Genomic DNA, 15,571 nt, shown 5'->3' with positions numbered 1-15,571 from the left:
GTGCGGCATATCCCCTTCTCCCCGTCTGAACGGGGAGAAGGTGCCGGCAGGCGGATGAGGGGCAGGCCCCACGGCAGTCCCAATGTAGAAATTGCATAACCGGGAGGAAAAAATGGCCGAGTTCAGGATCGCGCAGGATCTGGTCGCGACAGAAAACGACAAGCGGACAACCGCATTGAAAGCCGATTACGAGGCGCTGGGTGCGAACCTTGCCCGCCGGGGCATCGATATCGAAGCGGTTACCCGCAGGGTGGCGGAATTCTTCGTCGCCGTTCCCTCCTGGGGTGTCGGCACCGGCGGCACGCGCTTTGCCCGCTTCCCCGGCACCGGCGAGCCGCGCGGCATCTTCGACAAGCTCGACGATTGCGCCGTCATCAACCAGCTGACCCAGGCGACGCCAAACGTCTCGCTGCATATTCCCTGGGATAAGGCGGATGTGAGCGAATTGAAGGCCAAGGGCAATGCGCTCGGCCTCGGCTTCGATGCGATGAATTCGAACACCTTTTCCGATGCGCCGGGCCAAGCCCATTCCTACAAATATGGTTCGCTCAGCCATACCGATGCGGCAACGCGGGCGCAGGCGGTCGAGCACAATCTCGAATGCATCGAGATCGGCAATGCGCTCGGCTCCAAGGCACTGACGGTCTGGATCGGCGACGGCTCGAACTTCCCCGGCCAGAGCAATTTCACCAAGGCTTTCGAACGTTACCTCGCCTCGATGGCCGATATCTACAAGGCGCTGCCCGACGATTGGAAGCTGTTCTCCGAACACAAGATGTATGAGCCGGCCTTCTATTCGACGATCGTCCAGGATTGGGGCACCAATTACCTGATCGCCCAGACGCTCGGCCCCAAGGCCCATTGCCTCGTCGATCTCGGCCATCATGCACCGAACACCAATATCGAGATGATCGTCGCCCGGCTGATCCAGTTCGGCAAACTCGGTGGCTTCCACTTCAACGATTCGAAATATGGCGACGACGATCTCGACGCCGGCGCGATCGATCCTTATCGGCTGTTCCTCGTCTTCAACGAGCTGGTCGATGCCGAGCAGCGCGGCGTCAACGACTTCAACCCGGCCCATATGATCGACCAGTCGCACAATGTCACCGACCCGATCGAAAGCCTGATCAACAGCGCCAACGAAATCCGCCGCGCTTATGCGCAGGCGCTGATCGTCGACCGCAAGGCGCTCGACGGATACCAGCAGGACAATGACGCGCTGATGGCGTCGGAGACCCTGAAGCGGGCCTATCGCGCCGATGTCGAGCCGATCCTCGCCGAAGCTCGGCGCAGGGCCGGCGGCGCGATCGACCCGATCGCTGCCTACCGCGCCAGCGGCTACCGCAGGAAAGTGGCGGCCGAACGCCCGGCCTCCGCTGCCGGTGGTGGCGGTATCATCTGAACGATAGGTCGTCCCTCACGACCTGAAGCCAAACTGATTGAGTTGGTTGCCGGCAGCGCAGGGGCGAAGCGCTGCCGGCTGCCCTGCCGCTTACGGCTTCCAAGCCCCGGCGATCTGGCGGGTGGCGATGTTCAGCCGGTTCCAGACATTGATATTGGCGATGGCGATGACGAGTGCCGCAAGGCTCCTGCCGTCATAATGCCGGGTCGCCTCATCCCAGATATCGTCAGGCACCGGGTCGGCGCGGTCGCTGACGCGGGTCACCGCCTCGGTCAGCGAAAGGGCTGCCCGTTCGCCGTCGCTGAAATAGGGCGAGTCGCGCCAGGCGCTGACGGCAAAGAGCCGTTCGTCCGTCTCTCCAAGTTTCTTCGCAACGCGAGGATGGCCGTCGACACATGCGCTGCAGCCGTTGATCTGGCTGGCCCTGAGATAGACGAGTTCGAGCAGCTTCGGCGACAGACCGGTCTCGGCCGGCACCTTGCCGAGGGCAGCCAGTGCCTGCATGGCTTCGGGAATGACGAGGGCGGGATTTCCCATTCTTTCCTGCATGACCACTCTTTCCTGCATGATATGTCTCCTTGATGTGTTTGTCGTTTGACGCTCGGCCGGCGCTGTCACATCGGCCGGGTTTCGTTCGTCATGGCTTTGACGGAATGCAGCGGAGGAATGTGACAAATGGACGAGAAAAAATGGCTGGCTGACGAATTCGAAGCGAACAGGGCGCATCTGAGGGCCGCTGCCTATCGTATGCTCGGCTCGCGCAGCGAGGCCGAAGATGCCGTCCAGGAAGCCTGGCTGCGGCTCAGTCGTACGGATACGGCAGATGTCGGTAATCTCGGCGGCTGGCTGACGACGGTGGTGGCGCGCATCTGCCTCGACATGCTGCGCACGCGCAAGACCCGCCGTGAGGAACCGCTGGAGATGCCGGTCCATGCCGCGATCACCGATCCGGCAAACGATCCGGAGCGCGATGCAGCCTTCGCCGAATCGGTCGGCGTGGCGTTGCTCATCGTGCTGCAGACGCTGGCGCCCGCCGAACGTGTCGCCTTCGTGCTTCACGACATGTTCGATCTGCCCTTCGACGAGATCGCGCCGATCATCGGTCGTTCGTCCGCCGCTGCCCGTCAGCTTGCAAGCCGCGCCCGCCGCCGGGTGCAAGGGGCAGACGAAGCGCCGGATGTTGATTTCGGCCGCAAACGCACGATCGCGGAGGCGTTTTTGACGGCGTCGCGCAACGGCGATCTTGAGGCGTTGCTTGCCGTGCTTGCCCCCGATGTCGTCTTCCGGCCGGATGCGACGGCGGCGCGGTTCGGCACCATCGGCGAAACCCGCGGAGCGGCCGATGTGGCCGCAGCCTTCAAGGGGCGGGCGCAGGCGGCAGAAATTGCCGTTGTCGACGGCGAGCTCGGATTTGTCGTGCAAATCGGCCGCCAGCTCCGCGTCGTCGGGGTGCTGACGATCGCCGATGGCAGGATCGCTGCGATCGACGCCATTGCCGATCCGGATCACCTCCAACGGCTTGACTACTCGATCCTTCGGGATTGAAAATAAACGCTGATTTGCCGGATCTTCGCGAACAGGCGCGCTTTGGAACAAGTGCGCCATCGACGGTTTCTCGGCGGCGGATCCCGTGTCATTGTCCTTGACAGCAGCGCCCTCAGCTTTATTCTATTATAAAGATTTATATAGCATAACTATGGAATTCAGGCAATATGACCATGTCAAGCGACCAGGCGAAGAAGCCGCTTCTCCTCACCAATGTCAAACCGATGGCTTTCGGTGCGGGCACAGCCGAGGGGGCGATCGACATTCTCGTTGATGCCGATGGCAGGATCGCTAAAATCGGTTCGTCACTCGCGATCTCTGAGGATGTGAGGCGCATCGACGGCAAAGGCGCCTTCGTCTCGCCGGGCTGGGTCGACCTCCACGTGCATATCTGGCACGGCGGCACCGACATTTCCATCCGTCCCTCGGAATGCGGCGTCGAGCGCGGCGTCACCACGCTGGTCGATGCCGGTTCGGCCGGTGAGGCGAATTTCCATGGCTTCCGCGAATATATCATCGAGCCCGCGCGTGAGCGCATCAAGGCCTTCCTGAACCTTGGCTCGATCGGCCTCGTTGCCTGCAACCGCGTCGCCGAACTCAGGGATATAAGAGATATCGATCTCGACCGCATCCTCGAAGTCTATGCCGAAAACAGCGAGCACATCGTCGGCATCAAGGTGCGCGCCAGCCATGTCATCACCGGCTCCTGGGGTGTCACCCCCGTCAAGCTTGGCAAGAAGATCGCCAAGATCCTGAAAGTGCCGATGATGGTGCATGTCGGCGAGCCGCCGGCGCTTTATGACGAAGTGCTTGAGATTCTCGGGCCCGGCGACGTCGTCACCCATTGCTTCAACGGCAAGGCCGGCTCGAGCATCATGGAGGACGAGGATCTCTTCAATCTCGCCGAGCGCTGCGCCTCCGAGGGCATCCGCCTCGACATCGGCCATGGCGGCGCCTCCTTCTCCTTCAAGGTGGCGGAAGCGGCGATCGCGCGCGGGCTGCTGCCGTTCTCGATTTCGACCGACCTGCACGGCCATTCGATGAACTTCCCGGTCTGGGACCTGGCGACGACGATGTCGAAGCTGCTCAGCGTTGGCATGCCCTTCGACAAGGTGGTGGAGGCCGTCACCCACGCGCCGGCATCGGTCATCAAGCTGTCGATGGAGAACCGGCTCTCGGTCGGCGCGCAGGCCGAATTCACGATTTTCGACCTCGTCGATTCCGACCTTGAGGCGACGGATTCCAACGGCGACGTCTCCGTCCTCGGCAAGCTGTTCGAGCCGCGGTATGCGGTAATCGGCGCCGATGCCTTTACTGCCGGCCGCTACGTGCCGCGGGCACGCAAGCTCGTGCGCCACAGCCACGGTTATTCCTACCGGTAGGATCCGCTGATGAGCGAAGCGTTCAGCGGTTGCGCCAGCCCATCAGCTTTTCGATCCGCTCCGCCGAACTGCGCACGTGCGCGGTATAGTGGTTCTCGTCGGAAAAGGCCTTCTGCTCCGGTAGCACGATGGAAATGGTAGCGACGCACTGGCCGTCGCGATCGCAGATCGGCGAGGCGATGCAGGCAACTGCATAATCGGATTCCCCCGCCTGGATCGACAGGCGCGCCTCGAAGGCCTTGCCAGCGGCTTCCGACAGGGTGCTCGGATCGATCTCGGCGCGGCCGGTCGGTGACGAGCGGGCGCAGCGCTTGAACAGCTCGATGCGCTCCTCCTCCGGCAGGTGGCCGGCGAGCAGGCGGCCAGACGCCGTCCAGTTCAGCGGCACGCGGGTGCCGACGCGCGACGCCACCTGGAAGTGGCTCGGGCCGTCGGCCATGGCAAGCACCAGCATATAATCGCCGTCGCGGCCGCAGACCTGCACGGTTTCGCCGGCCTGGCGACAGAGATCGTGCATCTCGTGGGTGGCGATGCTCATGAAATCCAGCGACCGGGCATAGGCAAGGCCGTAATGATAGAGGCGGGCGCCGAGCCAGATCGAGCCGTCCGCCTGACGCGTCAGCATGTTCTTCTCGACCAGATCGTCGACGATGACGTAAACGGTCGACAGCGGCGCCTTCACCGCCTTGGCGATCGCATAGACGCCGGCAGGCGACCCGGTCTCATAAAGATGATCGATCACTTGAAGCGCACGGTCGATGCCGCTGACGCGGGCGCGACGCACACCCTTGCCCGCGACGTCGTCGGCGTGGGCCTCATCTTCGGTGTAAACTGCGGGTGATGTCTTTCCGTCCAATTCCATGAACCTCGTTAAAACTGCGACCATGTTACATTACTATGGCATAGCGGTCGCTGTGGCAAATCGCAACATCTTGTAGGTTGATCGTGCGGGCGGATGCGACGGCGACAGAAGCTTGAAGAGTTATGTGAGACGAACTTTAGGAAAGAAAAACTCACGGATTACCCTTCAGCCACCACCTTCGGCGACGATTCCCGACGGAAAGCATCAATAGCGATCTGTGTCGCGCATACCCCGAATGAACGTTGCGGAATCGACCGGTTCGTCAGGCGGCTGCATCGAGGCGGTCAATGTCTTCAGCCGTTCTATATCGATCGCTTTTACCGATGTCTTCATGGGCACAAGTTGCGCGACCGGCTTCCCATGCCGCAGTATCTCGAAAGTCTCTCCGGCTTCGACGCGACCGAGCAATTCGCTGAGACGGACCTCGGCTTCCTCTAGATCGACACGCATCATGATGTGTCCTCGATGTCTATTTCCCGGTCATCTTATCCGAAAACTATGCAGTCGTAATCCCGCTTGGAACAACAAGCCGTAGCTTGAGTTTGACCCCTGAACCCAGGAGATCATGATGACGAATTATCCGACACCGCCGTTCCCATCCCAGAAACAGCCGATGCCGGGTTTTACCGCGCAGATGGATCCCGTCCCCGATCATGGCGAAAAAAGCTATCGCGGCTCCGACCGACTGAAAGGCAAGCGGGCGATCATCACCGGTGGCGATAGCGGCATCGGCCGGGCAGTGGCGATAGCCTATGCCAGGGAAGGCGCCGATATCGTAATTTCCTATCTCGACGAGGATGAGGATGCCGACGAGACAAAGCGGCTCGTCGAGGAGGCCGGTCGCAAGGCCGTGCTCGTCAGCGGCGATATCCAGGATCCGGCTCTGTGCCGGCAGATCGTCGAGACGGCGGTCAAGGAGCTCGGCGGTATTGACATCCTCGTCAACAATGCCGCGCATCAGGCGAGCTTCAAGAGTATCGACGAGATCAGCGACGAGGAGTGGGAACTGACCTTCAAGGTCAATATCCATGCGATGTTCTACCTGACCAAGGCGGCCGTTCCCCATATGAAGCCCGGCAGTTCCATCATCAACACCGCCTCGATCAATTCGGACAGCCCGAACCCGACACTGCTTGCCTATGCGACAACCAAGGGCGCGATCCAGAATTTCACCGCCGGCCTCGCCCAGCTTCTGGCCGAGAAAGGCATTCGCGCCAATGCCGTGGCGCCGGGGCCGATCTGGACGCCGCTCATTCCCTCGACCCTGCCTGAGGAAAGCGTCAGCAACTTCGGCAAGCAGGTGCCGATGAAACGGCCCGGCCAGCCGGCCGAGCTGGCAACGACCTATGTGATGTTGGCCGATCCCTTGTCGAGTTATGTCTCCGGCGCGACAATCGCGGTCACCGGCGGCAAACCGATCCTCTAAACCGGTTTGCCGTAGCCACCGCCGGTCGGCGTCGTGACGATCACGGCATCGCCGGCGGCAAGCATTGCCTGATCAGCGCCCTCCAGCCTTTCGACCTTGCCATCGGCGCGGCGGATCTCGGTTTTTCCCAATTGCCCGTCTTCCCCGCCGTTGAGGCCGAACGGCCGGATCGTGCGGTGGGAGGAGAGAATGCTGCAATCCATCGTCTCCAGGAAGCGGATGGTGCGCTCGGTTCCGCCGCCGGAGCTATACTGTCCCTTGCCGCCGGAGCCACGGCGGATGTGGAAATCCTCGAGCACGACGGGAAAACGGAATTCCAGCACTTCAGGATCGGTCAGCCGCGAATTGGTCATGTGGGTGTGCACACCATCGGCGCCGCTGAAGCCAGTGCCATCATTGAGCAGACCGGCGGGGCCGCCGGCACAGATCGTCTCGTAATATTGATAAACGGCGTTGCCGAAGGTCAGGTTGTTCATTGAGCCCTGGGCTGCCGCCAGCGTGCCGAGCGCCCCGAACAGCGCGTTGGTCACATGCTGGCTGGTCTCGACATTGCCGGCGACGACGGCGGCGGGATAGGCCGGGCGCAGCATCGAACCGTCGGGCACGATGATCCTGATCGGCCGCAGGCAGCCGGCATTCATCGGGATCGGCTGCTCGACCATAACCCGGAAGACATACAGCACGGCGGCGCGCGTCACCGGTTCCGGTGCATTGAAATTGGTCGGCTGCTGCGCGCTGGTGCCGGTGAAATCGACCGTCGCCTCACGCGCTTTTCTGTCGACGGTGATTTTCACCTTGATGACGGCGCCCTGGTCGGTGGGATAGGTGAATTCGCTGTCGCTCAGCCGGGCGATCACTCGGCGCACGCTCTCTTCGGCATTGTCCTGCACATGGCCCATATAGGCTTCGACGACGTCGAGCCCGAAATGGGAGACCATCTTGCGCAATTCCTGCACGCCCTTTTCGTTGGCGGCGATCTGCGCCTTGACGTCCGCGAGGTTCTGGGCCGGATTGCGGGCGGGATAGGCATGGTCAGTCAGCATCGCTGCGAAGTCGCCCTCGCGGAAACGGCCTTTGTCGACCAGCAGGAAATTGTCGATCAGCACACCTTCCTCGTCGACCTTCGTCGCCCGCGGCGTCATCGAGCCCGGCGCCTTTCCGCCGATATCGGCATGATGACCACGCGAGGCGACGTAAAACAGAATGACCTCTCCCGGATCGTCGAAAACCGGCGTAACGACGGTGATGTCGGGCAGATGCGTGCCGCCATTATAGGGAGCGTTGAGCGCAAAGACGTCGCCCGGGCGGATGCGGCCTTCATTGAGGCGGATGATCGTTTCGACCGACCGGTCCATCGAGCCGAGATGCACCGGCATATGCGGCGCATTGGCGACGAGCGCGCCGGTGCGGTCGAAGACGGCGCAGGAGAAATCGAGCCGCTCCTTGATGTTGACGGAATGAGCCGTGTTCTGCAGCGTCACGCCCATCTGCTCGGCGATCGCCATGAACAGATTGTTGAAGACTTCGAGCATAACCGGGTCGGCGCTGGTGCCGATCGCCGCGTTGCGGGAAAGCGGAATCTCGCGGGTGAGCACAATATGGTCGTGGCCGGTAAGCCTTGCCTGCCAGCCGGCTTCGACGACGATCGTCTGATGTGGTTCGATAATGAGGGCAGGTCCCTTGAGGACGGCGCCCGGCTTCAGCCCGTCGCGCCTGAAAATGCCGGCTTCGCGCCATGTTCCGCCGGAATAGAAGCGGGTCGTGCGAAGGGCTTCCGGCTCGGAGGCTTCCGCCTGTATGTCCGCTTCCTCGATGTCGGCGCCGCCGCCAATGCCCTCGACTTCGATGGAATCGACGACAACAGGCCGGTCTTCAAAGATGAAGCCGAACTGCTTCTTATGGGCGGCGGCAAAGGCCTGCGCCATTTCTTCCTGCGGCCCGAAGGCGACGGGCAGGGCGGTGTCGGTGCCCTTGTATTGCAGGTGCAGGCGGGTGACGATTTCCATATCGCCAGCCTCGACACCCTGCAGCGTCAATTCCTCGCGCACCTCCTCGGCCAACCCGGCCCGGATGTCGGCGATCGTCGTCAACGCCGTGGCGAGTTCCGTGAGCACCGCGCGCTGGCGCGTGGCGCGAATATCGGCAAGACCCATGCCATAGGCCGAGAGAATGCCGGAGAAGGGGTGGATCAGCACGGTCTTCATGCCGAGGCTGTCGGCGACAAGGCAGGCATGCTGGCCACCGGCGCCGCCGAAGCAGGTGAGCGCATAGTCCGAAACGTCATAACCGCGCTGGACGGAGATCTTCTTGATGGCATTGGCCATGTTCTCGACGGCGATGGCGAGAAAACCGTCGGCGACGTCTTCCGCCGTCCGCCCGCCGCCGATCGTCTGCGCCATGTCGGCGAAGGCGGCACTCACCGTCTCGGCATCGAGCGGCAGGTCCTGCAACGGCCCGAAGATTTCAGGGAAGAACTCCGGCAGCAGCTTACCGGCCATGATGTTGGCGTCGGTAACAGTGAGTGGGCCGCCGCGTCGATAGGATTTCGGGCCGGGCGTGGCGCCGGCTGATTCAGGACCAACCCGGAAGCGCGAACCGTCATAGCTCAAGATCGAACCGCCGCCGGCAGCGACGGTGTGGATCTTCATCATTGGGGCGCGCATGCGCACGCCGGCGACTTCGGTCTCGAAGGCGCGTTCCAGTTCACCGTCGTAATGCGAAACATCGGTCGAAGTGCCGCCCATGTCGAAGCCGATCATCCTGTTGAAACCGGCGATGCGCGAGACCTCGACCGCGCCGACCACGCCGCCGGCGGGGCCGGAGAGGATCGCGTCCTTGCCCTGGAAGAGGTGCGCGTCGGTCAGCCCGCCGGAGGACTGCATGAACATCAGCTTTGGGCCTTCGCCTTCGCCAGTGCCGAGCTCGGCGGCGACCTGATCGACATAGCGCCGGAGAACCGGAGACAGATAGGCGTCGACGACGGCGGTGTCGCCGCGGCCGACAAGCTTGATCAGCGGTGAAACCACGTGCGACGGCGAGATCTGCGTGAAGCCGATCGCGCGCGCGATGGCGGCGGCCTGCTGCTCATGCTGGGGATAGCGATAGGCATGCATGAAGACGATGGCGACCGCGCGCAGGCCCTTGCTGTAGGCGGCTTCCAGTGCTTGCCGCAAGACATGTTCGTCGAGGCCGCGTTCCACCGTGCCGTCCGCCAGCACGCGCTCGTCGGCCTCGATAACGTCGGAATAGAGCAGTTCCGGTTTGACGATTTTTTTGGCGAAGATATCGGCGCGGGCCTGGTAGCCGATCTCCAGCGCATCGCGAAAACCCTTCGTCGTCACCAGCAGCGTCGGATCGCCCTTGCGTTCCAGCAGCGCGTTGGTGGCGACCGTCGTTCCCATCTTCACCGCGCCAATGAGATCGGAAGGGATTGGTTGGCCGGCTGCTACACCAAGTAGCTCACGGATCCCGTGCACCGCCGGGTCGCGATAGGCTTCCGGATTTTCCGAGAGCAGCTTGTGGGCGGTGAGCGAACCGTCGGGACGGCGCGCGACGATATCGGTGAAAGTGCCGCCGCGATCGACCCAGAAATCCCACTGTCTGCCCATCATCCGGCCTCCCATTGAACTGAAAATTTATTGACGATTTATCGATAAAATGTCAACGTTATCTTCTCGAAATCATGGAGGGGCGGCATGGCAGATCAGCGCGGGCGACAGGAAATCGGACCGATCGTCTCCTCCGCACACCTGGCAGATGGCGCGCTGCCGGCTCTTTCGGAGCTGGAATTCGGCCTGATCCTCGCCGGCAATGCCTTCGATCGTTGGATGGTCCGCTGCATGACGGCAGCGGGCGAGCCCGGCTGTGCTGCAATCGACGTGCTGGTGCTGCATTCGGTGGCCCACCGGCAGCGGCCGAAGCGGCTCGGCGACCTCTGCAGCGTGCTCGGCGTCGAGGATACGCATCTGGTGATCTACGCGATCAAGAAGCTGGAAAGACGTGGCCTCGTGACAAGCGCACGGGCAGGCAAGGAGAAGCTGATCGCCGCCACCGAAAAAGGTTTTGAAACCTGCCTGAAATACCGGGCGGTGCGGGAGGCGTTGCTGGTGGAGTCTATGAAGGGGATCGGGCTCGATCCCGCGGTGACATCGGCGGTGGCGGCGACGCTCCGGGTGCTTTCCGGGCATTACGATCAAGCGGCAAGGGCCGCCGCCTCTTTGTGACGGCAGCCCTTGGCGGGGGCAGGGAAAGATCCCCCGAGATTTTAAGCGGATTGTTCAGCCGAAGCAGGGCATCGCCGGCAGATTGGTGCGGCTTGCGAGCGCTCCGATCATGTTGCCCACTGAGGTCGGGCGCGGTTCGCGTTTACCGGCCGCCGTCTCCAGGAGTTGCTTGAAATCTTCAAGCTTCACGCCGTCGGCGCGCAACACCATGGCGATCAGGGGGTCGCGAAGGGCTTCGGATATCGTCAGGTCGTCTCTGGTCTTTCTCATGGTTGTCCTCCTTTCGTGGGCGGTCGCCCGTGTTCCACTTTCCGCTGCCGTGTTCTCGACATTGACTTTCGCGTTTTGTGGTGTTACCGGTAAGTAACAATGCATTTGTTACCGATCGGTCACATCGATGTCAAGGACTACGTCCGCGAAAAGATCAGAAACTTTGAATGAAATCTCCGTAGCCGCTCCAGAAAATCGAATCCCGCCGAGGGAGCGTATCGTCTCGACCGCGTCGGAGCTTTTCCGTGAGCGCGGCATCCGCGGCATCGGCGTCGATGCCATCGCCGACGCCGCTCTGACCAACAAGATGACGCTCTACCGGCATTTCGGCTCGAAGGACGAACTCGTCTGCGAGACGCTACGCCGCGCCTCCGAAAAGGCGGGTGCGATCTGGCGTGAGCTGGAGGTTGCCTATCCCGGCAATCCGCGCGCCCAGCTGTATGCCTGGGTGGAAACGCGGGCGCAATGTCTGAACGGCGAGCCCGCCGGCTGCGATCTCGCCAATGCCGCCATCGAACTGAAGGGCGAGGGCCATCCCGCCCACGAGATGATCGAACGGCACAAGGCCGAACAGCGCGATCGCCTGGCCGCGCTCTGTTCGGCGGCCGATGCGCGCGAGCCCGAGCTTCTTGCCGATACGTTGACGTTGCTGCTCGAGGGGGCGCGTGTCAGCCGCCAGGCGATGGGCGCTGCCGGCTGCTGCGGTCATTTCGCCAAGGCCTGCAACGCGGCGATCGCGTCTTTCGCCTGAATTCCTTCGGGAACCTTACCGCTTCCATACCGTTCATCCATCACCGGAGGACAAAGTGGAGACCGGGAGATGAACCACGTCTATCTCAAGCGCCTATATGCCAAACGCGCCGAGCTCGAAGCCAAGCTGGAGCTCCATGACGCCCGCTATTGTTTCGGCGAGGAAGAGGTCGATGACGGCACCGACAGCGATCTGCGTCAGCGGTTGAGCGAAATCTCCGACGAAATAGCTGCGCTGGAAGCAGGCCGGGCCGCCAGAGCGTGATGCCAAAACTGTCGGCGGTCTCGGACGACATTGGGCCGACCGGGCCTAAAATCTACCTGTTCTAAGTCCGGAGGATTTCCATAGTCCGTTCGTCGAATTTCCCTTGGTAGAAATGCTCGATCACCCGGTGGAAGGGCGAGCCATGGTCGCTGATCGCGGCAAACAATGTCATCGACGAGCGCAGCTTCAGGTCGTCGGGTGAACCGAGGATCTCATGCGCCGATCGGCCGTCAACCGACAATATCGCTTCGATGCAGCGTAGCAGCCGGCTTGAGAGAATGGGATCGGCAAGATAGGCAGCGGTTTCCTCGGCCGAGCGGATCGCATATTTTTCCGCCGTTGCCGACGTGCCGAGACCAGCGATCTGCGGGAAGATGAACCACATCCAATGGGACGTCTTGCGCCCGGCTTTCAGCTCGGAGAGCGCCTGTTCGTAAATGCCGTTCTGGGCGTCGATGAAACGGTCGAGATTGTAATCGATATCACCGGCCATGGTCCTTTTCCCTTTTCCTGCATTATGCAGCCTGGGCCAAGGTCTCCACGCCCGGCGAGGTGATTTTACCCGCGCGAGCCGAACTCGCCTTCAGCAGACCCTTTCGGCATAAGGGCTGCTCTCACGGCAATGGCCGTAAGGCTGATGGTGCGGCGCGCTGTCGCCAGCGGGGGCGGCAATGGCCGATGTCGTCACCGGGTCCGTCTCGCTGGAAGAATATGCGGCAAAACCGACAAAGCTCAAGAGAGCCAGCGCTGCGACCACGACAATCCGCTCGAAGCCCGAAAGTTTCTGGGCGCTGACATGTTCCACATAGTCGCGCTCGCCCAAGCCGGCGGTTCCATCCTCCTTTACATGGAGGGTCACCATATCCTGGCGACGGGTCAAATTTTCACAATCTGTCATCTTCATTACTCCTGCAACACATGTGGCGCCGGTCTCTCAAGAATAAACTCTCAACCCTCATGGCGGACCGACTCCCGCATGCGTGCAGCATGTGTGTCTTTAATCGCGGCAATTGAAGGGGCAATCTGCAAACTCAGTGTTCAAAAAATCGTCCTAATAAATGCAAAATATCGTGATGCTCTGGCTCGCCGGAATGATCCGGGGTAGTCCAGAGGATCATCTTTCAGTGGATCGTCCCATGAGCAAATCCTTCGGCGCGATGTCGGTCGCCCAGCTTTCCGTTCTCATTCAAGGTGGCGCGGCCGATCCGGTCGACGTGGCCGAGGCGGTCTTCGACACCATCGCCGCTTACGCCGACAAGGCGGTCTTCACCACGCTGACTGAAAGCCGGGCGATGGAGGAGGCGCGCGCCTCTTCTAAGCGTTTGCTGGAAGGCCGATCGCTCGGATTGCTGGACGGCATTCCGATCGCCTGGAAGGATCTTTTCGATATCGAAGGCCGGGCGACGACGGCGGGTTCCGTCGTGCTGGCCGGAGACGCGCCGGCCAAGCGCGATGCGGTCGTCGTCGACCTCCTCCGGCAGGCCGGCATGGTCGCCATCGGCCGCACCAATATGAGCGAATTCGCCTTTTCGGGCCTCGGCATCAATCCGCATTACGGCACGCCGGTCAATCCACGCGGCACCGACCTCCCGCGCATTCCGGGCGGCTCGTCCTCGGGCGCCGGTGTCGCGGTCGCAGCCGGCCTGGTGCCGGTGGCGATGGGCACGGACACCGGCGGTTCGGTGCGCATTCCGGCCGCCTTCAACGGCATCGTCGGCTACAAGGCGACCCGCGGCCGTCATGCGATGGACGGCGTCTATCCGCTGGCCATGAGCCTGGATTCGCTCGGACCGCTCTGCCGCAGCGTCAGGGACGCAGTGTGGATCGATGCGGCGATGCGCGGTCGGATCGCATCTGACGTCGTCGAGCGTCCGCTGCAGGGGCTGGAACTGCTCGTGCCTGAAAATATCGTCTTCGACGGAGCCGAACCGGGCGTCATCGCCGCATTCGAGGCCGGTTTGGAACGTCTTCAAAGGGCCGGCGCCCATGTTGCCCGTGCCGTCATTCCCGCCTTCGACGCGATTTTCGATCTGATGACGAGATATGGCCCGTTGGTCACCGCCGAAGCTTTCGCGCTTCACCATGAACGCTTGGCCGGACCGGATGCGGACAGGATGGACCGCCGCGTCGTCATGCGCACCCGCTTGGGAAGCAGGACGACCCTTGTCGATTACCTGGCGATCCTCGAGGCGCGCAAACGGATGATCGCGGATGTCGAGCGCCTTGTCGGCGACCGGCTGCTCGCTTTTCCGACGGTCGCCCATGTCGCGCCGCCGATCGGACCGCTGGAAGGGGACGACGAGCTGTTCTTCGCGACCAACAACAAGACGCTGCGCAACACCGCGCTCGGCAATTTCCTCGACTGGTGCGGCGTCTCTATCCCCTGCGGCACGGGTGCCTCAAGCATGCCGGTCGGCCTGCTGCTCTCGGCCATGGCCCGTCGCGACGAAACGCTGCTGGGAGTTGCCCTTGCCGCCGAGCCGGTCGTCCGCGGCGATTTCGCCTGAGGCGGCAATTGAACCGGCTGGCTTTTATTGCCATGGATGGCAGAAGGAAATATTGGAGGAAGGCACGTGCAGATCTTGCAAAACGGACGCTTCGCGGTTTCGACGTGGTCGCTGCATCGGCTGCTCGGTGCCGTTTATGCCTACAGTCCCGATCCCGACAAAAGTTCTGCGCCGAAGGAACCCTATGGCCCTGGTGCCGCGGCACTCATCGACATTCCGGCGGCGTTGGCGGCGCGCGGCGTCAATCGGCTGGAGGTCTGTTCCTTCCATCTGCCGAGCCTTGAGGCCGGCTATCTAAGTGATTTGCGCGATGCGATGACGGCCTCGAAAGTGCTGTTCCAGACGCTGCTGGTCGAGGACGGCGATCCGAGCCATGCCGAGACGGCCGAACGCGACGTCAGATGGATGGCGGAGTGGATCGATATCGCCGCTGCACTGGGGGCACAGCGGATGCGCGTCATCGCCGGCAAGCAGAAACCGACCGAGGAAAACCTGAACCGCGCCGCCTGTCACCTCGGCTGGCTGGCCGAAAAAGCCGAAGGCAGCGGTGTGCGCATCGTCGTCGAGAACTGGTTCGACCTGCTGCCGTCGCCGGTCGAGATGAACTGGCTGCTGGACCGGCTGGACGGCAAGGTCGGCCTCAACGGCGACCTTGGCAATTGGGCGGCACCCGCGAAATATGAAGGCCTGGCCGACATCATGCGCCGTGCCGAGATCTGCCACGCCAAGGCCGATTACGGTGTTGGCGGGCTCGATGCCGACGATTACCGCAGGTGCCTGGAAATGTGCGAGAGGGCCGGTTATGCCGGTCCCTTTACGCTGATCTACGACTCGCCGTTTTTTCCCGACGAATGGGACGGCATCCTGCTGCAAAAGCAGTTTATCGAGGATTTCCTGCGCGAGGCGCCGGCCCGCAGGTCGGCTTGAACCGAAGCG

General features: G+C 62.2%; 16 protein-coding genes. 9 read left to right on the top strand and 7 right to left on the bottom strand.

The window, feature by feature from the left end:
• The first annotated feature begins 112 nt into the window (after positions 1–112).
• Positions 113–1,405, top strand: a complete 1,293-nt coding sequence (gene rhaI, locus GR197_RS21765) for an L-rhamnose catabolism isomerase (RefSeq protein WP_164013268.1) — start codon at positions 113–115, stop codon at positions 1,403–1,405.
• A 90-nt stretch (positions 1,406–1,495) separates the two neighbouring features.
• Here rhaI and GR197_RS21760 read toward each other — a convergent pair whose 3' ends face one another.
• A complete protein-coding gene (locus GR197_RS21760) occupies positions 1,496–1,954 on the bottom strand; it encodes a carboxymuconolactone decarboxylase family protein (RefSeq protein WP_164013424.1) in 459 nt (152 codons plus the stop codon).
• Positions 1,955–2,080: 126 nt separating this feature from the next.
• Here GR197_RS21760 and GR197_RS21755 point away from each other — a divergent pair, with 126 nt between their 5' ends.
• Together GR197_RS21755 and GR197_RS21750 are read left to right on the top strand one after the other, a co-directional pair.
• Positions 2,081–2,950 carry a sigma-70 family RNA polymerase sigma factor gene (locus tag GR197_RS21755; protein ID WP_164013255.1) on the top strand — a complete coding sequence of 290 codons (870 nt, stop codon included), beginning with the start codon at positions 2,081–2,083 and terminating at the stop codon, positions 2,948–2,950.
• Between the two features lie 173 nt (positions 2,951–3,123).
• Entirely contained in the window at positions 3,124–4,332 is a 1,209-nt protein-coding gene (locus GR197_RS21750; RefSeq protein ID WP_164013421.1) for an amidohydrolase/deacetylase family metallohydrolase, read from the top strand.
• A 22-nt stretch (positions 4,333–4,354) separates the two neighbouring features.
• Here the strand turns inward: GR197_RS21750 and GR197_RS21745 are convergent, their stop codons facing one another.
• Together GR197_RS21745 and GR197_RS21740 are read right to left on the bottom strand one after the other, a co-directional pair.
• The gene (locus GR197_RS21745; RefSeq protein ID WP_164013253.1) at positions 4,355–5,194 is read right to left on the bottom strand and encodes an IclR family transcriptional regulator; all 840 of its coding nucleotides are present in this window, start codon (positions 5,192–5,194) and stop codon (positions 4,355–4,357) included.
• A gap of 204 nt (positions 5,195–5,398) precedes the next feature.
• On the bottom strand, positions 5,399–5,647 hold the full coding sequence (locus tag GR197_RS21740; protein WP_164013251.1) for a type II toxin-antitoxin system Phd/YefM family antitoxin: 249 nt from the start codon (positions 5,645–5,647) through the stop codon (positions 5,399–5,401).
• Positions 5,648–5,762: 115 nt separating this feature from the next.
• Here GR197_RS21740 and GR197_RS21735 point away from each other — a divergent pair, with 115 nt between their 5' ends.
• Positions 5,763–6,620, top strand: a complete 858-nt coding sequence (locus GR197_RS21735) for an SDR family oxidoreductase (RefSeq protein ID WP_164013249.1) — start codon at positions 5,763–5,765, stop codon at positions 6,618–6,620.
• Here GR197_RS21735 and GR197_RS21730 read toward each other — a convergent pair.
• Positions 6,617–10,228 (bottom strand): hydantoinase B/oxoprolinase family protein, encoded by a 3,612-nt coding sequence (locus GR197_RS21730; RefSeq protein WP_164013247.1) that lies wholly within the window; start codon positions 10,226–10,228, stop codon positions 6,617–6,619. The two genes, GR197_RS21735 and GR197_RS21730, sit on opposite strands and share 4 nt — an antisense overlap.
• A gap of 87 nt (positions 10,229–10,315) precedes the next feature.
• Here GR197_RS21730 and GR197_RS21725 point away from each other — a divergent pair, with 87 nt between their 5' ends.
• Entirely contained in the window at positions 10,316–10,843 is a 528-nt protein-coding gene (locus tag GR197_RS21725; protein ID WP_164013245.1) for a winged helix DNA-binding protein, read from the top strand.
• A 54-nt stretch (positions 10,844–10,897) separates the two neighbouring features.
• Here GR197_RS21725 and GR197_RS21720 read toward each other — a convergent pair whose 3' ends face one another.
• Positions 10,898–11,113 (bottom strand): hypothetical protein, encoded by a 216-nt coding sequence (locus GR197_RS21720; RefSeq protein WP_164013244.1) that lies wholly within the window; start codon positions 11,111–11,113, stop codon positions 10,898–10,900.
• 127 nt (positions 11,114–11,240) lie between these two features.
• Between GR197_RS21720 and GR197_RS21715 the strand changes: the two genes are divergently transcribed.
• Complete coding sequence (locus GR197_RS21715; protein ID WP_164013241.1) at positions 11,241–11,864, top strand: TetR/AcrR family transcriptional regulator; 624 nt, start codon at positions 11,241–11,243, stop codon at positions 11,862–11,864.
• Between the two features lie 69 nt (positions 11,865–11,933).
• The gene (locus GR197_RS21710) at positions 11,934–12,128 is read left to right on the top strand and encodes a hypothetical protein (protein ID WP_164013239.1); all 195 of its coding nucleotides are present in this window, start codon (positions 11,934–11,936) and stop codon (positions 12,126–12,128) included.
• 61 nt (positions 12,129–12,189) lie between these two features.
• Here the strand turns inward: GR197_RS21710 and GR197_RS21705 are convergent, their stop codons facing one another.
• Positions 12,190–12,621, bottom strand: a complete 432-nt coding sequence (locus tag GR197_RS21705) for a DUF1810 domain-containing protein (RefSeq protein ID WP_164013237.1) — start codon at positions 12,619–12,621, stop codon at positions 12,190–12,192.
• A 90-nt stretch (positions 12,622–12,711) separates the two neighbouring features.
• Positions 12,712–12,990 carry a hypothetical protein gene (locus tag GR197_RS21700; protein WP_204330335.1) on the bottom strand — a complete coding sequence of 93 codons (279 nt, stop codon included), beginning with the start codon at positions 12,988–12,990 and terminating at the stop codon, positions 12,712–12,714.
• 274 nt (positions 12,991–13,264) lie between these two features.
• Between GR197_RS21700 and GR197_RS21695 the strand changes: the two genes are divergently transcribed.
• Both GR197_RS21695 and GR197_RS21690 read left to right on the top strand, forming a co-directional pair.
• Positions 13,265–14,635 carry an amidase gene (locus GR197_RS21695; protein WP_164013233.1) on the top strand — a complete coding sequence of 457 codons (1,371 nt, stop codon included), beginning with the start codon at positions 13,265–13,267 and terminating at the stop codon, positions 14,633–14,635.
• A 66-nt stretch (positions 14,636–14,701) separates the two neighbouring features.
• Entirely contained in the window at positions 14,702–15,562 is an 861-nt protein-coding gene (locus GR197_RS21690; RefSeq protein WP_164013231.1) for a TIM barrel protein, read from the top strand.
• Positions 15,563–15,571 lie beyond the last annotated feature (9 nt).

Source organism: Rhizobium phaseoli, from assembly GCF_010668805.1.
In the GTDB taxonomy this organism is placed as follows: domain Bacteria; phylum Pseudomonadota; class Alphaproteobacteria; order Rhizobiales; family Rhizobiaceae; genus Rhizobium; species Rhizobium phaseoli_A.
Note: the sequence above shows the minus strand (reverse complement) of the source record. Positions and strands in the feature narration are given on the sequence as shown.